General features: G+C 72.4%; 22 protein-coding genes. 16 read left to right on the top strand and 6 right to left on the bottom strand.

Features of this window, described 5'->3' with window-relative positions; translation table 11 throughout:
- Window positions 1-120: 120 nt before the first annotated feature.
- Window positions 121-624, top strand: a complete 504-nt coding sequence (locus tag O3X23_RS34545; RefSeq protein WP_269276457.1) for a peroxiredoxin — start codon at window positions 121-123, stop codon at window positions 622-624.
- Between the two features lie 169 nt (window positions 625-793).
- On the top strand, window positions 794-2,452 hold the full coding sequence (locus O3X23_RS34540; protein ID WP_269276456.1) for a serine/threonine-protein kinase: 1,659 nt from the start codon (window positions 794-796) through the stop codon (window positions 2,450-2,452).
- 16 nt (window positions 2,453-2,468) lie between these two features.
- On the opposite strand, the gene O3X23_RS34535 is transcribed toward O3X23_RS34540, so the two are convergent.
- The gene (locus tag O3X23_RS34535; protein WP_443048062.1) at window positions 2,469-3,929 is read right to left on the bottom strand and encodes an MFS transporter; all 1,461 of its coding nucleotides are present in this window, start codon (window positions 3,927-3,929) and stop codon (window positions 2,469-2,471) included.
- A gap of 281 nt (window positions 3,930-4,210) precedes the next feature.
- On the opposite strand from O3X23_RS34535, the gene O3X23_RS34530 reads away from it, so the two are divergent.
- The gene (locus O3X23_RS34530; RefSeq protein ID WP_269276506.1) at window positions 4,211-4,384 is read left to right on the top strand and encodes a hypothetical protein; all 174 of its coding nucleotides are present in this window, start codon (window positions 4,211-4,213) and stop codon (window positions 4,382-4,384) included.
- A gap of 262 nt (window positions 4,385-4,646) precedes the next feature.
- On the opposite strand, the gene O3X23_RS34525 is transcribed toward O3X23_RS34530, so the two are convergent.
- Window positions 4,647-5,201: an SRPBCC family protein gene (locus tag O3X23_RS34525; protein ID WP_269276455.1), complete on the bottom strand. Its 555-nt coding sequence runs from the start codon at window positions 5,199-5,201 to the stop codon at window positions 4,647-4,649.
- A 228-nt stretch (window positions 5,202-5,429) separates the two neighbouring features.
- Between O3X23_RS34525 and O3X23_RS34520 the strand changes: the two genes are divergently transcribed.
- Window positions 5,430-5,891: a universal stress protein gene (locus O3X23_RS34520; RefSeq protein WP_269276454.1), complete on the top strand. Its 462-nt coding sequence runs from the start codon at window positions 5,430-5,432 to the stop codon at window positions 5,889-5,891.
- Here the strand turns inward: O3X23_RS34520 and O3X23_RS34515 are convergent.
- Window positions 5,875-6,465: a winged helix-turn-helix domain-containing protein gene (locus O3X23_RS34515; protein ID WP_269276453.1), complete on the bottom strand. Its 591-nt coding sequence runs from the start codon at window positions 6,463-6,465 to the stop codon at window positions 5,875-5,877. The two genes, O3X23_RS34520 and O3X23_RS34515, sit on opposite strands and share 17 nt — an antisense overlap.
- Before the next feature lie 704 nt (window positions 6,466-7,169).
- Here O3X23_RS34515 and O3X23_RS34510 point away from each other — a divergent pair.
- The 3 genes from O3X23_RS34510 to O3X23_RS34500 are packed head-to-tail and all read left to right on the top strand — an operon-like array spanning window position 7,170 to window position 10,081.
- Window positions 7,170-9,245 carry an FUSC family protein gene (locus O3X23_RS34510; protein WP_269276452.1) on the top strand — a complete coding sequence of 692 codons (2,076 nt, stop codon included), beginning with the start codon at window positions 7,170-7,172 and terminating at the stop codon, window positions 9,243-9,245.
- Between the two features lie 44 nt (window positions 9,246-9,289).
- Complete coding sequence (locus tag O3X23_RS34505; protein ID WP_269276451.1) at window positions 9,290-9,478, top strand: hypothetical protein; 189 nt, start codon at window positions 9,290-9,292, stop codon at window positions 9,476-9,478.
- A 54-nt stretch (window positions 9,479-9,532) separates the two neighbouring features.
- Window positions 9,533-10,081: a flavoprotein gene (locus O3X23_RS34500; protein ID WP_269276450.1), complete on the top strand. Its 549-nt coding sequence runs from the start codon at window positions 9,533-9,535 to the stop codon at window positions 10,079-10,081.
- A 66-nt stretch (window positions 10,082-10,147) separates the two neighbouring features.
- Here O3X23_RS34500 and O3X23_RS34495 read toward each other — a convergent pair whose 3' ends face one another.
- Entirely contained in the window at window positions 10,148-11,398 is a 1,251-nt protein-coding gene (locus tag O3X23_RS34495; RefSeq protein ID WP_269276449.1) for an acyl-CoA dehydrogenase family protein, read from the bottom strand.
- Between the two features lie 146 nt (window positions 11,399-11,544).
- On the opposite strand from O3X23_RS34495, the gene O3X23_RS34490 reads away from it, so the two are divergent.
- A complete protein-coding gene (locus O3X23_RS34490) occupies window positions 11,545-12,189 on the top strand; it encodes a TetR family transcriptional regulator (protein WP_269276448.1) in 645 nt (214 codons plus the stop codon).
- Between the two features lie 8 nt (window positions 12,190-12,197).
- On the opposite strand, the gene def is transcribed toward O3X23_RS34490, so the two are convergent.
- Window positions 12,198-12,743 (bottom strand): peptide deformylase, encoded by a 546-nt coding sequence (gene def, locus O3X23_RS34485; protein WP_269276447.1) that lies wholly within the window; start codon window positions 12,741-12,743, stop codon window positions 12,198-12,200.
- A 177-nt stretch (window positions 12,744-12,920) separates the two neighbouring features.
- Here def and O3X23_RS34480 point away from each other — a divergent pair, with 177 nt between their 5' ends.
- From O3X23_RS34480 to O3X23_RS34445, 8 genes are all read left to right on the top strand, one after another.
- Window positions 12,921-14,159 carry a MurT ligase domain-containing protein gene (locus O3X23_RS34480; protein WP_269276446.1) on the top strand — a complete coding sequence of 413 codons (1,239 nt, stop codon included), beginning with the start codon at window positions 12,921-12,923 and terminating at the stop codon, window positions 14,157-14,159.
- Between the two features lie 28 nt (window positions 14,160-14,187).
- Complete coding sequence (locus O3X23_RS34475) at window positions 14,188-14,916, top strand: type 1 glutamine amidotransferase (RefSeq protein ID WP_269276445.1); 729 nt, start codon at window positions 14,188-14,190, stop codon at window positions 14,914-14,916.
- A 126-nt stretch (window positions 14,917-15,042) separates the two neighbouring features.
- Window positions 15,043-16,068, top strand: coding sequence for a 6-phosphofructokinase (locus O3X23_RS34470; protein WP_269276444.1), 1,026 nt, complete (start codon window positions 15,043-15,045; stop codon window positions 16,066-16,068).
- A gap of 183 nt (window positions 16,069-16,251) precedes the next feature.
- Window positions 16,252-17,211 (top strand): cytochrome c oxidase assembly protein, encoded by a 960-nt coding sequence (locus O3X23_RS34465; protein ID WP_269276443.1) that lies wholly within the window; start codon window positions 16,252-16,254, stop codon window positions 17,209-17,211.
- Window positions 17,212-17,244: 33 nt separating this feature from the next.
- Complete coding sequence (locus O3X23_RS34460) at window positions 17,245-18,279, top strand: hypothetical protein (RefSeq protein WP_269276442.1); 1,035 nt, start codon at window positions 17,245-17,247, stop codon at window positions 18,277-18,279.
- Between the two features lie 81 nt (window positions 18,280-18,360).
- On the top strand, window positions 18,361-18,522 hold the full coding sequence (locus O3X23_RS34455; RefSeq protein ID WP_269276441.1) for a hypothetical protein: 162 nt from the start codon (window positions 18,361-18,363) through the stop codon (window positions 18,520-18,522).
- Between the two features lie 123 nt (window positions 18,523-18,645).
- Window positions 18,646-19,356 carry a lysophospholipid acyltransferase family protein gene (locus tag O3X23_RS34450; protein ID WP_269276440.1) on the top strand — a complete coding sequence of 237 codons (711 nt, stop codon included), beginning with the start codon at window positions 18,646-18,648 and terminating at the stop codon, window positions 19,354-19,356.
- Between the two features lie 132 nt (window positions 19,357-19,488).
- Window positions 19,489-20,319, top strand: coding sequence for a TIGR02452 family protein (locus O3X23_RS34445; RefSeq protein ID WP_269276439.1), 831 nt, complete (start codon window positions 19,489-19,491; stop codon window positions 20,317-20,319).
- Between the two features lie 69 nt (window positions 20,320-20,388).
- Here the strand turns inward: O3X23_RS34445 and O3X23_RS34440 are convergent, their stop codons facing one another.
- The gene (locus tag O3X23_RS34440; protein WP_269276438.1) at window positions 20,389-20,949 is read right to left on the bottom strand and encodes an anthrone oxygenase family protein; all 561 of its coding nucleotides are present in this window, start codon (window positions 20,947-20,949) and stop codon (window positions 20,389-20,391) included.
- Window positions 20,950-20,966 lie beyond the last annotated feature (17 nt).

The following is a 20,966-nucleotide window of genomic DNA, read 5'->3' as shown; positions in this document are numbered from 1 at the left end:
GGCACACCGTAGGGCCTGCCCGGCCGTCGGCGTGCGACCGGGCAGGCCCTACGATCTGCGCAACACGGTGATCGCGTCCCGCCGCCGGGCGGCGCCGGCGCCGAGGACAAGGGAGCGCACATGTCCAAGCAGCCCGCAGTGGGTACGCCGGCCCCCGACTTCACCCTGCCGGGGCTCGTCCTCGGCCAGGACAGCCAGGACAGCGCGGTCGCGGCGGCACGGGGCGACTACGCGCTCGCGAAGCAGCGCGGCAACCCGTTGCTCCTGGTCTTCTACCCCGGCGACGACACCACCGTGTGCACCAAGCAGCTGTGCTCCTACACCTCGGACCTGGACCGTTTCACCGGCCTGGGCGCCACCGTGTGGGGGATCAGCCCGCAGGACCTGGACAGCCACGAGTCCTTCGCCCGCAAGCACCGGCTCGGCTTCCCGCTGCTGGCCGACACCGAGCGCACCGTGGCCAAGGCCTACGGCATCGCCGTCCCCGGCCTCGGCCTGCGCCGCTCGGTCTTCCTGCTCGACGGTGAGGGCACCGTGCGCTGGAAGCACGTCGCGCTGGCCGGCCTCTCCTTCGTGTCCACCGACGTTCTGACGGAGCAGCTCGCCGCGGTGCAGGCCGGCTGAGCGCCGACCGGCTCGTCCCCCGAACGCCGGACAGGGCGCCGGACCGTACTCCATAATCGAACACGCTCCCGTGCAACCACCGGCTGCGTACAGGCGTCCACCCATCAACCGGTAGTTCGGCGGAATTCCCGCGCCGGAGCCCGTCCGATCCGACGAGGTGCGCCCGACGATGACCGACCCACGCGATGTCAGACGGTCAGAGCCCGAGTGGTCCCTTCCCGGCTATCGCGCGCTGCGCGTGCTGGGAGCGGGTGGCAGCGGCAAGGTGGTCCTGGCCGTCGACGAGCGCAGCGGCGCCGAGGTCGCGGTCAAGTACCTCAACGAGGAGAGCCGGGCCCGGCCCGGCCTCCTCAGCAGCTTCCGCTACGAGGCCCAGCTCCTGCAGCAACTGGACTCCCCGCACGTGGTGCGCGTCTACGACTACGTGGAGGCGCCCGAAGGCGCGGCGATCGTCATGGAGCTCATCGAGGGCGTGTCGCTGGGGGCGATGCTGCGGGCGAACGGCGCCGCCGTCCCCGAAGCGGCGCTCCTCGTCCTGAAGGGGTCGCTGCTCGGCCTGGCCGCCGCCCACGCGGCCGGGGTGGTGCACCGCGACTACAAACCCGGCAACGTGATGGTCTCCACCAGCGGCGTCTCCACCCTGGTGGACTTCGGCATCGCCGTCCGGCAGGGCGCCGACGCCCCGAGCGCCGGCACGCCTCCCTACATGGCACCCGAGCAGTGGCGCGGTGAGCCGGCGTCCCCCGCCACCGACGTCTACGCGGCGACCGCGACGTTCTTCGAGTGCCTCACCGGCGAGCGCCCGTACACCGGGGCGACCATGGCCGAGCTGGCGGTCCAGCACATCACGGCGCCGATCCCGGACCACCGCGCCCCCGAGGAACTGCGGGCGCTGATCGGGCACGGGCTCGCCAAGAACGCCGACGAACGTCCCGTGAGCGCCGCCGCCTTCCTCGTCGAACTCGAAGCGGCGGCCGGCATCGCGTACGGCCCGGACTGGGAGCGCCGCGGCCGCCGGGCGCTCATCGCCCTGGTCGCGCCGAGCGCGCCCGGCGACGCCGCGCCCCCGCCACCCGCCCCGCCCGCCCAGGGCGTCGGCGCGGGCCTGCCGCTGAGCCACGGCAGACGGCGGCTGCCGCGCGGGCGCGGAGCGGCCCTGGTGGCCGGCTCGGTCGCCCTGCTGGGCCTCGCCGCAGCCGGCACGGTCGTCGCCCTCGGCGGCCACGGCACCGCGCCGCACCGAACCGGCGGCCTGTCGGCCCCGCCCTCGGCCTCGTCGCCGTCCATCGACACCAGCGGGCCGGCCGGCACCACCACGCCACCGGGCGGCGCGACGGTCGGCCCGAGCCTCACCGCGAGCACGTCGGCGTCGACGTCCACGACGCCGACCCCGGCGGACAGCACGACCACCACCCTGACGACCCCGCCGACGACGCCGGTGACGACGACTCCGACTACGCCGCCGACGACGGTTCCGACGACGAAACCCACTACGTCGAAGCCGCCGCCAGCAGTGGTCACATCCGCCTCGGTCGACAAGTTCGGGGCATCCGGTGGGGCGGGCGCGTCGGCCTCCTTCACCATCGGCAAGGGCAGCACCGGCCCCTTCACCATCACGATCACCTGGTACGACGCGAACAGTGACGGCACGCCCATAGCGACGGACGGGCCCTCCGAGACGTTCACGTTCAGCGGGGAGTACACCTTCGACGGGCTCAACTGCGACCAGAAATGGGGTGTCCGGATCTCGACGAAGCCGGCTGCGAGCGGTCAGAGCACCGCCTACCTGTCCACCGCGGCCCGCGCCTGCGGTACGCAGGGCCGCTGAGCGCCCAGCTCAACCGTCACGCCACCGGATCCCGCGCGTCGTAGCGAGCGAAGCGCGGCTGCAGAGCCGCCAGAACGCCGACGACCGCGATGCACGCCAGGCCGCCGCCCACGATGGCGGTGGTCGGGGAGAAGAGGTCGGCGGCCGAGCCGGCGAGGAAGTCGCCCAGGCGGGGGCCGCCCGCGACGACGACGATGAAGACGCCCTGGAGGCGCCCGCGCATGTCGTCAGGGGCGGCCGCCTGGAGCATGGTGTTGCGGAAGACCATGGAGACGGTGTCGGCGCAGCCGGCCAGGGCGAGGAAGAACAGGCCGAGCCACAGGTTGCGGGTGAGGCCGAAGACCGCGACGGCCGCGCCCCAGCAGGCCACCGAGATCAGGACGGCGAGCCCCTGGCGGTGGATGCGGCCGAGCCAGCCGGAGAAGAGGCCGCCGAGCAGGGAGCCGACGGCGGGGGCGGCGATGAGGAGGCCGACGGTCTTGGCGTCGCCCGCGAACCAGATGACGGCGATGGCGGGGAAGAGCACCCGTGGTTGGGCGAGCACCATCGCGGCCATGTCGGTGAAGAAGGTCATCCGCAGATTGGGCCGGCCGGCCAGGAAGCGCAGTCCGTCCAGGACGGAGGCCCATCCGCGACGGGTGTCCGCCGTCTTCGAGGCGTCGCGTTCCGGGCTCATCGCGGGCAGTCGCCACATCGCGTAGAGAGAGGCGGAGAAGGTGACCACGTCGATCAGGTAGGCGGCCTGGTAGCCCCACAGGCCGACGAAGACGCCGCCGAGCATCGGGCCCGCCATGGTGCCCAGGCCGCCGGCGAGCGAGGCCAGGGCGTTGGCGGCCGGCAGTTGCTCGGGCGGGAGCAGGCGCGGGATCATCGACGAGCGGGCCGGGGAGTTCAGGGCGAAGCAGACGGACTGCAGGGCGACGATCGCGTACAGCAGCCAGACCTGCCGCAGGTCGAGCAGGGCGGCCGTGGCCAGCACGCCGGACAGGACGGTCGCGCCGCAGGCGCTCGCCAGGCCGAGTTGCCGGCGGTCCACGGCGTCGGCGATGGCGCCGCCGTAGAGCCCGAATATGACGAGCGGGATCAGGGAGCAGAGACCCACGACTCCGACCGAGAAGCTGGAACCGGTGATCGCGTAGACCTGCAGGGAGACCGCCATGGCGGTCATCTGCTGGCCGATCCAGGAGACCAGGTTCCCGAACCAGAGCCGGCGGAAGTGCGGGAACTGGCGCAGGGGGGTCAGGTCCGCGAGCACGCGACCGGTACGGCGGGGGGTCCGGGCGGGCGGCGGGGTGGCGGCCGTGCCGGATGCGGTCTCCTGGGATTCCAGGGGTTCCGCCGGTTCTTCGGATCGCTTGCTTCGGAGCACCCGGCACGGTAGCAACCGCTCCCCCGGCCCCCGCGCGGCGGGGTCGAATCCCCTCTGCGTGCGCCCGGGGCCCGCACAACCCTTGAGGTGCCCTTGAGTGGCGCGCATGTGTACTGGGGTTCTCTTAGGGGTGACCCAGGGAGGAAATCGGCTGGTGACAACCGGTCGGCGGGCTTACTCTGAGCGGAACGAACAGGATCACCGGGCACCTACCAGAGCCCGCAGAACCTGTCCGGAAAAGCGTCCACCCACCATGGCCGCTCTTTCGGCTCCGCACCAGGCGCCACCGCGTCCGCACTTGCTCGATACACATGCCCCACCGGGTGTCCGACGCCCGGTCGTAGGCCGCGTCGGCGCATCCGGTTCACTCGAAGGAAATGGAGTGCGCGGTGACACCCGAGAAGACCAAGCAGCGTAACCAGGCCACACCCGGACTGGGTGAGTGGCCTCCGCCGCTGAAGGAAGTGCGCAACCTCGATGTCTGGGCCCGGTCCGCGCCGATCAAGCTGGCGGGGTACGAGGACGACACAGCCGAGTCGCACATCCTGCGGAGCATCGACTAGATCGGCAGCGGCAGTCCGAAGGTGGCGTGGGAGCGGATCCCGCGCCACCTTCGCGTTGTGGCGTGAAGATGGCGCAAAGTGCACGGCCCGCCCGCCCGCGGCGGCCGCCCGGAAACAAAAGGAGCCCCGGCCAGGACGGGGGGACCGGGCCGGGGCAACTCAGGGGAAAGGTGTGGTTTCCCGCCACCCTTCCTACATAGTTTAACACTCAAGGAGTGATGTTCGACCGCATCGGGTTCCCCGATTCCGCGATGTGCGGTTCCTAGGCTCCGACGCCCGGCCAGAACGCTCGGGCGGTCGGGGCGTAGTCGAAGGGCTCGGAAGCGGGCGGGGCCGACTCGGGCGGGCGCACGGCCTCCAGCGCGCGCGGCCTGACCTGCAGGCCGCCGAGCGCCTCGCTCAGTTTGCGGGCGTCGACCGGCAGATCCCGCCGCCAGGCCATGGCCACGACCGGCGAGAACAGCGCCATACCGGCCGCCAGCGAGCTGTGCACGGAGAGCCGGACCAGCGTGCCGCCCCCGTGGGGTATCAAGTCGAAGCCGTACTCGGGGATCTGCGTGCCCAGCGGGTTCCACATGCGCTGGCCCCGGAACACGATGTGCCGGCAGGGCTCGTAGCCCGCGCACACCAGCCGGTGCTCGCGGTGCCGTCCCGGATAGCGGTAGCGGTACTCGGCGTCGACCCCCGGCGGTACGGCTTCCCCGTCGACTCCGGCGACGCCGGAACTCCACAGCGAGAGGTTGCGGGCGTCGGCAAGGAAGTCGAAGACCTCGGCGGCCGGCATCGACACGATCACGCTGGTGGTCACCCTGGGCATCGCAAACCTCCCCGTTGCCGGCCGTCAGGTCGGCTTGGCTGCTGGCTCTAAGATGCGGGCGGCACGTCGGCGGCCCCGGGGAGCCGCAGGACCGCAGGTCCTGTCCGGACTCCTCACCGAAATCCTGCCTCGCAAAAGCCCGCGTGTCGTGGCAATGCGGCCATTCGGGTGATCAAGGAAGCGGGGGGCGCCCCGGCGGGAAGGGGAGGCGGGGGCTAGCCTCGAGGAGTGGTGGACAAGGAGCCCGCGCCCTTCGAGCGCGGAACGGACGGGCCCAAGGTCATCGTCGTCGGAGCGGACGGCTCCGAATCCTCGTGGCGGGCGGTGTCCTACGCCGCCGGCCTGGCGCGGCGGCAGAACGCGCTGCTCGCCGTCGTCTACGTACAGCCCCTCATCGTCACGGGCGCGCTCCTCGGCGCCCCGGTGGGCGAGGTGACCACCGAGGTCGCCGACGAGCTGGAGGCCGAGATCCGCCGGTCGGCGGAGCGGCTCCAGGGGACATACGCCATGCGCTGGGAGTTCCACACCTTCCGCGGCGACCCCTACAACGGGCTGGTCACCGCGGCCGATTCGCTCACGGCCGACGCCGTGGTGGTCGGCGCCTCCGAGCAGGCTGGGCACCGCATCGTCGGCTCGGTCGCCATCCGGCTGGTCAAGGCCGGACGGTGGCCGGTCACCGTAGTGCCGTAGCCGCCACCGGCGCGTACTTGTAGCCCACCCGGCGCACGGTCACGATGCTGCCGCGGTGCTCGGCGCCGAGCTTGCGGCGCAGCCGCGCCACGTGCACGTCGACGGTCCGGCCGTCGCCCACGTGGCCGTAGCCCCAGACCGTGGTGACGAGCTGGTCGCGGGAGTGCACGCGGTGCGGATGGGCGACGAGGTGGGCGAGGAGTTCGAACTCCAGGTAGGTCAGGTCGAGCGGACGGCCGTCGACCGCCGCCGTGCGCCGCTCGGTGTCGATCCGTACCCGGGCGCCGAGATCGGGCGCGGGTTCCGGTTCGGGTACCGCCTCGACCGGGACCGGTCCCACCTCCGCGGGAACGAGCACCAGGTAGCCGACCATCCGCTGCTGGCCGGGGACGGACGGCAGCACATGGCCGGGCGCCGGCAGCCACGTGGCGCCGGGCGGCAGGAAGTCGGGGGCGGGCGGGACCTCGTCGGGCCGCACGGCACGCAGCCGCGACCGGAGCGGGGTGGTGGTGCCCGCGGCGGACTGCTGGGAGAGGCTGACGGCAGAGTGGTTCAGGGACTGGGTGTTCGACATGGGTTCGGCTCTTTCGCGCGAAGGGTCGTTGGACGACGTATTGCGCGGTACCGGAATCCGTACTGCTGACGGCGACGGCCGGAGGCCGTTGTCCGCAGGTCAGCGAGGAGTGCGGGTCCGCGCGGCGATCGCGCGGCAACACTCTCGGTCGAAGTGGTGTCCCTGCCGGGACGGCCAGAAGGGCTCAAGGTCGGTACGACCTGTCGCGATGTCACTGGGGCTGGCCATGGGCCCTATTGAACCAGAAGCCACGCCCCGCGCGGCAGGGGGATGCCGGCGGAACGTGTATTCCGGTCAGTTCGAGTGCCGGTTCGAACGTCTCACATGGGGAGCGGGGCCGGATCGGGCACCGGCTCGGGACCCGGCGCCGGCCCGGGACCCGGCAGCGGCGGGCCGGGCGGCATGGGCCCCGGGCCGGGTTGCGGCACCGGGCGCGGGACGGGGTCCGGCTGCACGGGATCCGGCCCCGGCGGCGTCGGTTGGGGGTCGGGTACCGGGGGAACGCTCGCTCGGATGACTGTCAGGTCGGGATGGGCCATGCACTTCTCCTTCGCCTCGTGTCGCTGTGTCGTTCTGTCGGTTTGTCGTCGCTACCGACGCTGCTGTTGCCCGCGCCTACCCATCGGCCTGGAGGCTACGCACACGAGCGCAGGCCTTTGGCATGAAAAGCCTCTTTTCTAGCATTTCCCCCTATCCTCTGGATCATGACCTGGTTGCGCGCGCTGAAGGAGACGGGCCGCTCCGGGTTGCGGGTCGAGCGGACCCGGCTCGAGCCTCTGATCGCGGTACGGGGTGCGGCCGGGGTCGCGATCGTCATCGGACTGGCCCTGTGGCTGTCCACTCCCACCGTGGCCGCGTCGTCGGCGTTCGGCGCCCTGGCCTCGGGCACCGCGACCTTCCAGCGCAGCTGGCGCTCCCGACCGGCGCTCGCCCTCGCCGCGGGCGCCGGCCTCGCCGTCAGCACCTTCCTCGGGTACCTGGCCGGCGCCCACCTGCTGCTGTTCGTCACGCTGCTGGCCGCGTGGGCCTTCCTGGCCGGGATGACGTGGTCGCTCGGCCCGACGTCCGGCATCGTCGCGGCCCAGACCGTCGGCGTCATGCTCGTCGTCGTCACGCTGCCGACCTCCGTCCTGGGGGCCCTGGGAAACGCCGCGGTGATCGCCTTCGGCGGTGTGGTGCAGGCGGCGCTCATCGTGATCTTCCCCATCCGTCGCTGGGGGCCCCAACGGGACGCCCTCGCCGAGGCGTTCGCCGCCGAGGCGGCCTACGCCCGGCGGCTGCGGCAGGATCCGCACGCCCCGTTCGATCCCGAGCCGCTGATGACGGCCCGCAGCGCGGCCAAGGTGACGCCGTGGGAGGCTCGGCGCCGTCCGGAGCAGCTGCACGGCAAGCGGGCCATCGCCGAGCGGATCCGGCCGGTGCTGGCATCGCTCGCCGACCCCACGGTCGGCGCCGCGGCGGAAGGCCCGGAACGCGACCGGGCCCGCGAGCTGCTGGCGGCGGCCGCCACGACGCTGGACGCGGTGGCCCGAGCGATCCGGCACGCGAAGCCGGTGAAGCTGCCGAAGCAGGTCGACGCCTTTCTGGAGGTCCCGGAACCGGAGGCGGAACTGACCGGTGCGGCCCGGCGGGCCGCCGCCCGGCTGATCAGCCTGCTCGGTGCCGCCGTGGAGAGCGCCAACGGCTCGGGCCCCGCGGACGCCACCGAGTCCGCGCATCTGCTGCGCCCCACGCTGCCCCGGCTGGTACCGCTGGCGGCGCGGGCCCTGCACCGGGAGATGCGCTGGGAGTCGCCGGTGTTCCGGCACGCGGTGCGGATGTCGGCGGTCGCCTCGGTCGGCTACCTCTTCGGAACGGCGCTGCCCCTGGGCCACGGGTACTGGGCGCCGATGGCCTCGGTCATGGTGATGCGCCCGGACTTCTCCCAGACCTACGCGCGCGGTACGGCGCGCTTCGCCGGGACGCTGGTGGGAGTGACCGTCGCCACCGCGATCATGCAGACGGCGTCACCGGGCGTCTATCTGTGTGCCGGGCTCGCCGTGCTCTGCGTCAGCCTGATGTACCTGCTGATGCGCACCAGCTACGCCGTCGCGCAGGCCTGCGTCTCCGCGTACGCGGTGCTGCTGCTGGGAATGGGCGGCAGCCTGTGGACCCAGACGGTTCCCGAACGCGTCCTGCTGACACTGGTCGGCGGGCTGCTGGCGATGGCCGCGTACGCCGTGTTCCCCGCCTGGGAGACACCGCGGCTGCGGGACCGGCTCGCGGAGCGGTTGGAGACCACGGCCTGGTACGCGGCCGCCGTGCTGGAGGGGTTCGCCGATCCGGCCGGCCGACGCGCGTCGACGGTGCGGGAGGCGCTGCTGGAATCACGCGCGGCCGGCGCCACGTGGGACCAGGCCGTCGAGCGGGCCGACTTCGAGCCGATCCGGCACCGCGGGCTGTCCCGCCGGGCCGCGCAGGACGCCGACGCGGCGCTCGCGGCCATGGGGCGCGTGGGCATGCTGATGGAAGCCCATCTGCCGGGACGTACCGCCGACCCCGTGGTGGGCGCGGCGGAGTTCGCCGGCGTGCTCCGGGCCGCCGTCGCCGAATCGGCGCAGGCGGTACGCGACGGGGCGGTGCCGCGGTGGGACGCGGTCCGAGCCGCCCTCGACGGGCCGGCGGGCAACTCCCACCAGGAACGCACGGTGTACCGCGGCGCGGAACTGCTGGCGGAGACCCTCGAGGAGTTCACGGAAGCGGTGCGTTCGCGCTCCGGCGCCCGGACCCCGCCCTTGTGACGGGATCCGGCTCCCCGCGGCGGGTTCGTCCGTAGGGTGGGCGGATGGCCGTCCAGAGCTGGAAATCCGTCCTCGCGGCGGCGTCCGCGCTGCTCTCGCTGCTCGCCGTCGTGCTCGTCCTGGCGGCGCTGTCGGGCGCCGTCGGCTGGACTTCCGTGATCGGCGCGGGCGCCCTGGCCGCGGTGACGGGAGCGGTGGCGCTCCTGTCCGACCTCGGCGAACGCGGCCACTGACCGCCCGCCGAGGGCTGGTTGCGCTTGATCGTCCGGCCGGTATGTGATGGGGCCATGGACTCTCGCACCCTGTACCTGTTCGGCTCGGCCGCGCCGCCCGTCTTCGATATCGCCCGGGTGATCGACGAGGCACAGGCCGACGGCTGGGACGTGTGCCTGGGCCTGACCCCCACCGCGGCGCACTGGCTCGGCCACCACCTCGACGGCCTCGCGGCGCTGACCGGCCACCCCGTGCGCTCGCAGTACAAGCTGCCGGGCGAACCGGACGTCTGGCCTCCGGCCGACGTGATCCTCTTCGCCCCGGCCACGTTCAACACCCTCAACCAGTGGGCCCTCGGGATAACCAACCACTTCGTGGTGGGCGTCGCCGCCGAGGCCATCGGCAAGGGCATCCCGACGGTGGCCATGCCGTGCCTGAACTCCGCCTTCGTCCAGCACCCGCAGTTCGACCGCTCCCTGGCCGACCTGCGACTGGCCGGTGTGACGGTCCTGCACGGCGAGGGCGGCTTCGTCCCGAACCGCCCGGACGAGGACCAGCCGTCCGAATACCCCTGGCACCTGGCCCTGGCGGCCACCAGGAACGCGGCCACCGCCGTCAGATGACCGGACGGCCGCGTCCCCTTCGCCGCGTGCGGGCGGAGGGGACGCGGCCGTGCGGACGAAGGGTGCTCAGCGGATCGGCATGCCCGACAGGGTGCGGGCGATGACCAGGCGCTGGATCTCGCTCGTGCCCTCGAAAATCGTGTAGATCGCGGCGTCGCGGTGCATGCGCTCGACCGGGTATTCGCGGGTGTAGCCGTTGCCGCCGAGGATCTGCATGGCCTGGGCGGTGACGGTCTTGGCGGTCTCACCGGCGTAGAGCTTGGACATGGAGCCCTCGGCCGAGGTGAAGGGCCGGCCGGCCGCGGCCATCCACGAGGCGCGCCAGACCAGCAGCCGGGCGGCGTCGATCTGGGTGCGCATGTCGGCGAGCTGGAAGGCGATGCCCTGGTTGTCGATGATCGGGCGGCCGAACTGGACGCGGGTCTTCGCGTAGTCGAGGGCGACCTCGTAGGCGGCGCGGGCGATACCCACCGCCTGGGCGCCGACGGCCGGGCGGGAGGCCTCGAAGGTGGCCATCGCGGCGTTCTTCACGCTCCCCCGACCTTCGGCCGGGGGGACCCCCAGGCCGGTCTTGGCGCGCTCGCGGGCGCGGGCCAGGCGGTCGTCGAGCTTCTCCTTGCCGCCCAGGAGGCACTCACCGGGGACGCGGCAGTCCTCCAGCACGACCTCGGCGGTGTGCGAGGCGCGGATGCCGTGCTTCTTGAACTTCTGGCCCTGGGACAGGCCGGGGGTGTTCGGCGGGACGATGAACGAGGCGTGGCCCCTGGAGCCGAGCTCGGGGTCGACGACCGCGACGACGACGTGGACGGCCGCGATACCGCCGTTGGTCGCCCAGGTCTTGGTGCCGTTGAGCACCCATTCGTCCTTGGCCTCGTCGTACACCGCGCGGGTGCGCATGGCGGAGACGTCGGATCCGGCGTCCGGCTCCGAGGAGCAGAAGGCGGCGACCTTGACGTCGTTGACGTCGCCGTACATCTGCGGGACCCAGGTGCCGATCTGCTCCTCGGTGCCGTTGGCCAGCACGCCGACGGCGGCCAGCCCGGTGCCGACGATGGACAGGCCGATGCCCGCGTCACCCCAGAACAGCTCCTCCATGGCCATGGGGATGCCGAGGCCGGTGGGGTCGAAGAACTGCTGGGCGTAGAAGTCCAGGGAGTAGAGGCCGATCTTGGCGGCCTCCTGGATGACCGGCCAGGGCGTCTCTTCGCGCTCGTCCCACTCCGCGGCCGCCGGGCGCATCACGTCGGCCGCGAAGCCGTGGATCCAGTCGCGCACGGACTTCTGGTCGTCGTTGAGCTCGAGCGTGAAGTCGCCCATGTCCCCTCCACCTGGTTGTTACTTGCGGTAACATCAGTCTGTTACCCACGAGTAGGGGATGTCAACTCCCTGCCACGAACCCGGCTGCCATGACCGGGGTGTTACGTTGCGCAGAGTGCACGAAATCGAACAGACAGGGAGTACGGGTGGACACCGGCCAGCGGCAGGACCAGCGGACGGCGACCGAGCGACGGCGTAAAGAGCTGCTCGAGGCCGCCGACCGCGTCGTACTGCGGGACGGACCCGAAGCCTCCATGAACGCGATCGCCGCCGAGGCCGGAATCACCAAGCCGATTCTCTATCGTCACTTCGGCGACAAGAGCGGCCTCTACCGGGCGCTGGCCCAGCGGCACACGGACGCCCTGCTCGGCGCGCTGCGCGCCGCCCTCGACTCCGGCAACGACCGCCGCGACCGGGTGGAGGCCACGCTGCACGCCTACCTCGCCGCGATCGAGAGCCGCCCCCAGGTCTACCGCTTCCTGATGCACCCGGCCGAGGCGCCGGGCGACGGCGACAAGGGCTTCGACGGAGGCAGGCACTCCTCCTCCCTGCTGCGGCGGATGGGCGAGGACCTGGCCGAGGTGATCGCCGAGCGGCTCGACCTGGGCCCGCAGAGCCAGGAACTGGCGCGGGTGTGGGGCCACGGCATCGTCGGCATGATGCACGCGGCGGGCGACTGGTGGCTCAGCGAACGCCCCGTCTCCCGCGACCAGTTGGTCAGCCACCTCGCCGACCTGCTGTGGGGGCGGCTGGCCGCGGCCGGCGACCGGGCGGGCAGCCCGGGGTTGTGAGCGGGGCCTCAGCGCTGCCGCGCCCAGGGCGCCCGGCGGGCGGCCCGTAGGGCGCGGCGGCGGCGCAGGCCGCCGAGGCGGTCGGTGAACAGGCCGCCGTCGAGGTGGTCGCACTCGTGCTGCAGGCAGCGGGCGAAGAAGCCGGTGCCGGCGATCCGCACCGGCTCGCCGCGCACGTCGACGCCCTCGACCACCGCGTGGTCGTGGCGGGTGGTGCCCGCGTTGATGCCCGGCAGCGACAGGCACCCCTCGGAACCGGTCACGGTGACGCCGTCCACCTCCACCAGCCGCGGATTGACGACGTGCCCCAGATGCCGCACGTCCTCGTCGTCGGGGCAGTCGTAGACGAACACCCGCAGGGCCGTGCCGATCTGGTTGGCGGCCAGCCCGACGCCGTCGGCGGCGTACATGGTGGCGAACATGTCCTCGACGAGACCGGCCAGTTCACCGTCGAACGCGGTGACCTCGGCGCACGCCGCGTGGAGCACCGGGTCGCCGATGAGACGCATCGGACGGATGGTGCCGGTGCTGCCGGGGATAGTGCCGTGTCGCATGCCGGCAAGCGTAGAGCCTGTACGTGGCGGGCCTACGGTGCGGGGGCCGCGCGGGAATGTGGATAGGCTGACCGAGACCGAAGCCTCCCGGGTGTTGGATCGGCGTGGAGGGGCGGAGAGTCGGCCACCGCGAGGCTTGTGCAGGTGTGGGGCCGGACGCGAGGAGGATGTTAGACGATGGCAGGCAACTCGGAGCCGCTGACTCCGCGGGCCAAGCTGGCCGTGACGGCGGGCAAGGCGGCTGCGGCGGTGTCCCGTGCGGCGGGCCGCGGCAGCGGATCGGTGATCGGCGGACGGGTGGCCCTGCGGGTCGACCCCGATCTGCTGGCCCGGCTGGCAGGGCACCTCGATGTCGTGCTGGTGTCCGCCACCAACGGCAAGACGACGACGACCCGGCTGCTCGCGGAGGCGCTGCGGGCCAACGGCCCCGTCGTCTCCAACGCCCTGGGCGCGAACATGCCGGCCGGCATCACCTCGGCGCTCGCCGGCGGCGCGGACGCCCGCTACGGCGTGATCGAGGTCGACGAGAAGTACCTGGCAGGCGTCGCCCGCGACGTCGCCCCCAAGGCCATCGCCCTCCTCAACCTCTCCCGCGACCAGCTCGACCGCGCGGCCGAGACCCGCATGCTCGCCGAGCACTGGCGCGAGGGCCTGTCCGGCACGGACGCCATCGTCATCGCCAACGCCGACGACCCGCTGATCACCTGGGCCGCCTCCTCCTGCCCCACCGTGGTGTGGGTCGCCGCGGGCCAGGAGTGGAAGGACGACGCCTGGTCGTGCCCCTCGTGCGGCGGCGTCCTCCAGCGCCCCTCCGAGGACTGGTTCTGCGGTGACTGCGGCTTCCGCCGTCCCGCGCCGACCTGGGCGCTCTCCGGCGACAACGTCATCGACCCGTACGGCGTCGCCTGGCCCATCCGCCTGCAACTGCCGGGACGGGCCAACAAGTCCAACGCGGCCGTCTCCGCCGCCGCGGCGGCCGCCTTCGGGGTGGAGCCGAAGGTCGCGCTGGAGCGGATGTACGCGGTGCAGGCGGTGGCCGGACGCTACGACGTCGTCACCTACCTGGAGCGCGAGCTGCGGCTGCTGCTGGCGAAGAACCCGGCCGGCTGGCTGGAGACGTTCTCCCTCATCGACGGCCCGCCCACCCCGGTGATCCTGTCCGTCAACGCCCGCGGCGCCGACGGCACCGACACCTCGTGGCTGTGGGACGTGGACTACACCCGGCTCGCCGGGCACCCGATCTACGTCATCGGCGACCGCAAGCTGGACCTCGCGGTCCGCCTGGAGGTCGCGGGACTGGACTTCCGCGTCTGCGCGGACGTCGACGAGGCGGTGCGCTCCGCGCCCCCCGGCCGGATCGAGACCATCGCCAACTACACGGCCTTCCAGGACCTGCGCCGCCGCGTCGGCAACTGACCCGGACCCGGGACGAGGAGAAGCAAGCATGAGCGATTCCAGCCTTCGCCTGGTGTGGGTCTACCCGGACCTGCTCAGCACCTACGGCGATCAGGGCAACGCCCTGGTCGTGGAGCGGCGCGCCCGCCAGCGGCGCCTGAACGTCAGCCGGATCGACGTCCGGTCCGACCAGCCGATCCCCACCTCCGGGGACATCTACCTGATCGGCGGCGGTGAGGACCGCCCGCAGCGGCTGGCCGCGGAGCGGCTGCGCCGCGACGGCGGGCTGAACCGCGCGGTCGCCAACGGCGCGATCGTCTTCTCGGTCTGCGCCGGCTACCAGATCCTCGGCCACGAGTTCGTGAACGACCTGGGCCGCCCCGAGGCCGGCCTCGGCCTGCTCGACGTCGTCAGCGTGCGCGGCGAGGGCGAGCGCTGCGTCGGCGACGTCCTGGCCGACATCGACCCGCGGCTCGGCCTGCCGCCGCTGACCGGGTTCGAGAACCACCAGGGCGTCACCCACATCGGGCCGAGCGCGCGCCCGCTGGCGACGCTGCGGATCGGCAAGGGCAACGGGACCGGCGACGGCACCGAGGGCGCGTACAACGACACCGTCTTCGGCACGTACATGCACGGCCCGGTCATGGCCCGCAACCCGCAGATCGCGGACCTGCTGCTGAAGCTGGCACTGGACGTGAACGCGCTGCCGCCGGTCGACGACCAGTGGTACGAGGCGCTGCGCACCGAGCGGATCACGGCGGCGGGCCAGCCCGCCTGAGACGGCGGGCGGTGTCCGCAGTGCGGGCGGCTGTGCGCCGTCCGCACGCGGCTGGCTAAGGTAACGGGGGTTCCACCCGGACGACGGGGTCCGGCCGTCCGTTTGAATCGCGGGAGTGCGAGAGCAATGCGTATTGGTGTGCTGACGAGCGGCGGAGACTGCCCCGGACTCAATGCCGTCATCAGGTCGGTGGTGCACCGCGCCGTCGTCGACCACGGTGATGAGGTCATCGGGTTCCACGACGGCTGGAAGGGCCTGCTGGAGTGCGACTACCGCAAGCTGGACCTGGACGCCGTCAGCGGCATCCTGGCCCGCGGCGGAACGATTCTGGGCTCGTCCCGGGTACAGCCCGCGCATCTGCGCGGGGGCGTGGAGCAGGCCAAGGGCCACGTACGGGACCTGGGCCTGGACGCGATCATCCCGATCGGCGGTGAGGGCACCCTCAAGGCGGCCAAGCTGCTGTCGGACGCCGGCCTGCCCATCGTGGGCGTGCCCAAGACGATCGACAACGACATCGCCTCGACGGACGTCACCTTCGGGTTCGACACGGCCGTCATGGTCGCCACCGAGGCCCTCGACCGCCTCAAGACCACCGCCGAGTCGCACCAGCGGGTGCTGATCGTCGAGGTCATGGGCCGGCACACCGGCTGGATCGCCCTGCACTCGGGCATGGCGGCCGGCGCGCACGCCATCGTGGTGCCGGAGCGGCCCTTCGACATCGGCGAGCTGGCCGACCTGGTCGGCAAGCGCTTCGCGGCGGGCAAGAAGTTCGCGATCGTCGTGGTGTCGGAAGGCGCCAAGCCGCGCGAGGGCTCGATGGAGTTCTCGTCCGGTGCCAAGGACATCTACGGCCACGAGCGCTTCACCGGGGTCGCCACCCAGCTGTCGGTGGAGCTGGAGCAGCGCCTCGGCAAGGAGGCGCGGCCGGTGATCCTGGGCCATGTGCAGCGCGGCGGCACGCCCACCGCCTACGACCGGGTGCTCGCGACCCGGTTCGGCTGGCACGCGGTGGAGGCCGTCCACAACGGTGACTTCGGCATGATGACGGCGCTGCGCGGCACCGACATCAAGCTGGTGCCGCTGGCCGAGGCCGTGGAGCACCTCAAGACCGTTCCGGCCGAGCGCTACATCGAGGCCGAGTGCGTCCTGTAGCCGGGCCGCCCGCCGCTCGGCGGGCCCTGTGACGGGCTGACGCCCGCTTCCGACGTACGGGGCCGCCCCCGGCCGCATCACCGGCCGGGGGCGGCTCTAGTCTGGTGCGGGCGCACGGGTCGAATCGGCACAATGCCGGACGGCGCGGGCGAGGCAGTCGGCACGGACAGAAGAGAGTGACCCATGGACCACGGCGGACACGGCATGCCCATGGACTTGCCGCCGTTCACCCTTGGGCGGGCGCTGGAGTTCAGCGGGGACCCGGTGTTCCTGTCGGGGTGCCTGCTGGCGCTCGGGCTGTACGGCTGGGGCGTGGTGCGGCTGTGGCGGCGCGGCGACCACTGGCCGGCCGGCCGGATCGCCGCCTTCGTCCTGGGTGTGCTAACCGTCGCCTCGGTGATGTGCACCGCGATGAACGACTACGGCATGGTCATGTTCAGCGTGCACATGGTGCAGCACATGGTCATCAGCATGCTCTCCCCCATTCTGCTGCTGCTGGGCGCTCCGGTGACGCTGGCCCTGCGGGCACTTCCCGCCACGGCGCGCGGGCGCGGGCGCAAGGGGCCGCGTGAGCTGCTGGTGGTCTTCCTGCACAGCCGCTACATGCGGGTCGTCACCCATCCCGCGTTCACCATTCCGCTCTTCATCGCCAGCCTGTACGCCGTGTACTTCTCGCCGCTCTTCGACTTCCTGATGGGCAGCAGGCTGGGCCACATCGCGATGATGACCCACTTCCTCGCCGTCGGCCTGGTCTTCTTCTGGCCGATCATGGGCGTGGACCCGGGGCCGCACCGCCCCAGCCACATCATGCGGATGCTGGAGCTGTTCGCGGGGATGCCGTTCCACGCGTTCTTCGGGATCGCCCTGATGATGGGCACCGAGCCGATGGTGACCACGTTCCTGCACCCGCCCGCGTCGCTCGGGGTCGATCCGCTGCAGGACCAGAGCGCGGCGGGCGGCATCGCGTGGGCGTTCAGCGAGATCCCCTCGGTCATCGTGCTGGTGGCGCTGCTGTTCCAGTGGTACACCTCCGATCAGCGGCAGGCACGGCGGTCGGATCGGGCGGCGGACCGTGACGGGGACGCGGATCTGGTGGCCTACAACGCCTATTTGGCATCCTTGGACACCCGCGGTCGCGGCTGACAGCCGGCACAGCCGATGAAGGGGAGGCGCGAGATGGGGGATCAGGTGCGGATTTCGGGCGGAGCGCTGGAACTGCCGGGCGGGGTGACGGTGCGCTTCATGCGCACGCTGCGCCTGCCGGAGACGGGGACGCATCCGCTGCCGCCGGGCATCGGCACGTTCCCGCTGCGCAGGGTGGCGGACTATCCGGACCGGGCGCCCGCCGAGTGGCTGACCCGCGGCGGCGTGGTGCTGCCGGTCTACCAGCGCGAAGCGATGTGGCTGAGCTTCTCCTCGCCGGTGCCGGCCGCGCTCCAGGTGGGCGTGGGCAAGGTGTGCGCGATCTCGGGGCGGCCGTGGAGCGACAGGATGTCGCAGGATCCGCAGAACTATGTCGTTTTGCCCCGGCAACCCTGGCTGGACGGGATCAACTCCGGATCCGGCACGATCCGGCAGTTCGTCGCGGTGCCGCTGGGCCTGGGAGCGACCGTGGAGGGCCAGGTCTCCGGCGAGGAGGTCTGGGGCGGGGTGCAGTTGCAGGTCTTCGAGCTGCGGGACGAGCCGCTCGCGGTATGGCGCGCCGAGCAGGAGCGGCGCGCGGTCGCCACCCGGGGCCCCTGGGGCGTCGCGGCCGAGGACGGCATGGCTCCCCCGGCGGGGTACGGGGCGGCGATGCCGATGGCGGCCAGGGCCGCGCCCGCCGCGCCGTCCGCGCCGTCGATGGGACTGGGTGCCGGCGGCCGGATGCGGCAGGAGGTCTACCGCGACGAGCGGCTGCCGGGCGACTGGCGCACGACGGCGTCCGGACGGGTCTTCGTCCATCTGGCGACCGCCCCGCAGTGGCGGCAGATCACCGGTGAGGCCCCTCCGCCGTCGCCGGTGGACCGGGCCGCCTACAACGCGGCGGGCCTGCCCTGGTTCGACTACTACGACGCGGACGCCGCCGACCTCGACGCCGCGGGACCGCTGGCCGATGTGAAGCCGGTGGGCGACTGGCTGGGCGACGATCAGCAGCCCTGGGCGCCGGTCCAGCCGGGCCAGGTCAAGAAACTCAAGGACGACGGCCAGGTGGCGGACGGCGACTGGTAGCGCAGGAGGCGGCGACCGGTCACCATGGAGGCGGGGCCGTCGACAGGCGTGCCGTCCTGGGATTCTCGGGAGGAGGGCGCCATGCCGACACCCGCGAAGACGATGGCGGTGTGCACCGTGGCATCTCTGGTGGCGGTGTCCGCCTATACGGTGGCGCTGGGCGCGAACGGCTGGCTGTGGTTCGCCTGGGTGCTGCTGGGGCTGTGCACCGTCGGCGTGCTCGCCATCCGGGCGCCCCGCTGACGGCGGACCCGCACCCGGCGCGACAGCGGACACCGTCCTCTCGCGCCCCGCCCGCATCGGCACTACTGTGCCTGGTCACCGGGGTGCGGGCGCTCCCCGGCGTGGAGGGGGGAAACGGGCGACGTGTTCTACCACGTGCTCAAATTCGTGATCCTGGGGCCGCTGCTGCGGCTGCTGTTCCGGCCGCGGGTCGAGGGCCTCGAACACATTCCGGACGAGGGTGCGGCGATCGTAGCCGGCAACCATCTGTCGTTCTCCGACCACTTCCTGATGCCGGCGATCCTGCCGCGCCGGATCACCTTCCTGGCCAAGGCCGAGTATTTCACCGGCGCCGGGATCAAGGGCCGGCTGACGGCCGCGTTCTTCCGCGGGGTAGGCCAGATCCCGGTGGACCGGTCGGGCGGCAAGGCCTCCCAGGCGGCGCTGAAGTCCGGGCTGGGAGTGCTGGGCCACGGCCACCTGCTGGGCATCTACCCGGAGGGCACCAGGTCGCACGACGGCCGGCTGTACAAGGGGCGTACCGGGGTCGCGGCGATGGCGATCACGGCCCAGGTGCCGGTCATCCCGTGCGCGATGGTCGGCACCTTCGAACTGCAGCCGCCGGGCCGCAGACTCCCCCGGCTGGGACGGGTCACGATCCGTTTCGGAACCCCCATGGAGTTCAGCCGCTTCGAGGGCATGGAAGGGGAGCGCTATGTGGTGCGGTCGGCGACCGACGAGATCATGTACGCGATCCTGGCGATGTCCGGGCAGGAGTACGTCGACCGGTACGCCAACGAGGTCAAGGCCGAGCAGGCACGGGGCGTCACGGCCCGGCTGCGGCGCCCGTCGTGACGGGTTGACCGGGTGACCGAGGGCGTCGACGCGGTCCGCGGGCGGGCCGGCGGGACGTAAACCGCTGGCTCGGCCCCGGACGGGCGCCATAGGGTCGGGAGTTGTGAGCAGGAACAGAACACGGTGCGGGACATGAGCGCCCGCTTGCGCGACATCGCGCGGCACACCCAGGGGATCGTCGGGGCGGGCTGGTACCAGGCGCCCAGCGGGCGGGAGGTACCGATCGCCGCCGCCGTCGCGCGCGCGGTCGGCGGGACCCGGTTGTTCGGGCCGGAACCGGTGGTCGTGCCCGCCATGTCCGGGCCGCCCGCGGACACCGCCTTCGGTGTCACCGCCGAGAGCAGCCTCCAGGCCGCGCGCCGGCTCAAGAACGCCTCGGACGAGCCCGTCGCCGTCCTCAACTTCTCCTCGGCCCGCAATCCGGGCGGCGGCTACCTCAACGGCGCCCAGGCGCAGGAGGAATCACTGTGCCGCGCGTCGGCCCTGTACGCCTGCGTCGTGAGCGCACCGGAGTTCTACGCCGCCCACCGAGCCGACCGTGACCCCTTCTACACGGACCGGGTCATCCATTCCCCCGGCGTACCGGTCTTCCGCGACGACCGGGGCGCGCTGCTGGAGCAGCCGTACGAGGCGGGTTTCCTGACCTCTCCCGCGCCGAACGCGGGCGTGATCACACGCACCCTCCCCGAGCGGGTGGACCGCATCCCGTCGGCGTTGCTGAGCCGTGCCGAACGCGTGCTGGAGGTCGCCGCCGCCCAGGGGTACCGGCGGCTGGTACTGGGCGCCTGGGGCTGCGGGGTCTTCCAGTGCGATCCCGCGCAGGTCGCGGACGCCTTCCACCGCCTGCTGACCGGGACCGGGCGCTTCGCGGGCCGGTTCGGCGAGGTCGTCTTCGCGGTGCTGGACCGGCATCCGGACTCCCCCACCCGGGCCGCGTTCGCCGCGCGGTTCAATGAGTCATGACCGACACCGCGGACGCGACGCAGACGAACGGGCACGAGATGCACACCGTCCTGCCCTGACCGTCCGCCGTCACCGGCTGCCCGCTGCGGCCTCGCCCCTGCCGTGCAGGGACAGGGCGCGGCTCAGGCAGCCCACGGCCACCGTGCAGGCCGTCGTGCGCACGATGTTGAGCGCGATCCAGGTGTTCTCGAACGTGTCGCGCACCGCGGCCGGATCGGCGATGCGCGCGGGGTCGCCGGCCTTCGCGAGCTCGTCGTTGAGCGGGATGTTCCCGCCCATCGTGACGAGGAGCGCCACGACGTAGAGGGCGAACGACGCCAGTACCCAGCCGGAGACGGCGCGCCGCCCCAGCCGGCGCTGCTGGAAGGCCGCGACGCCCGTCAGCACGAGGGCGCCGAAGAACGCGAGGAAGAACACCGGGTTCTCGATGGCCACGTTGATGTTCTGCATCGCGCCGATGAACGTCCGGTCGTCACCGCGGCGCAGGCCCGGGATCACCGCGACGTCGAAGCTGAAGAAGACACCCGCCATGAGCGCGGTGGCGACGGTGGCGGCGCCCAGGACGGGGCCGGCGGCGCGCCTGCGGGCGGGGGCCGTGTTCGGGGCGCCGTGGGAGAGGGCAGTACTCATCGCTTCGCTTCTTCCCG

Origin of the sequence: Streptomyces sp. H39-S7, assembly GCF_027158205.1 — a bacterium.
GTDB lineage: Bacteria > Actinomycetota > Actinomycetes > Streptomycetales > Streptomycetaceae > Actinacidiphila.
The sequence above is the reverse complement of the archived record's forward strand: the minus strand, read 5'-3'. Positions and strand labels throughout refer to the sequence as shown.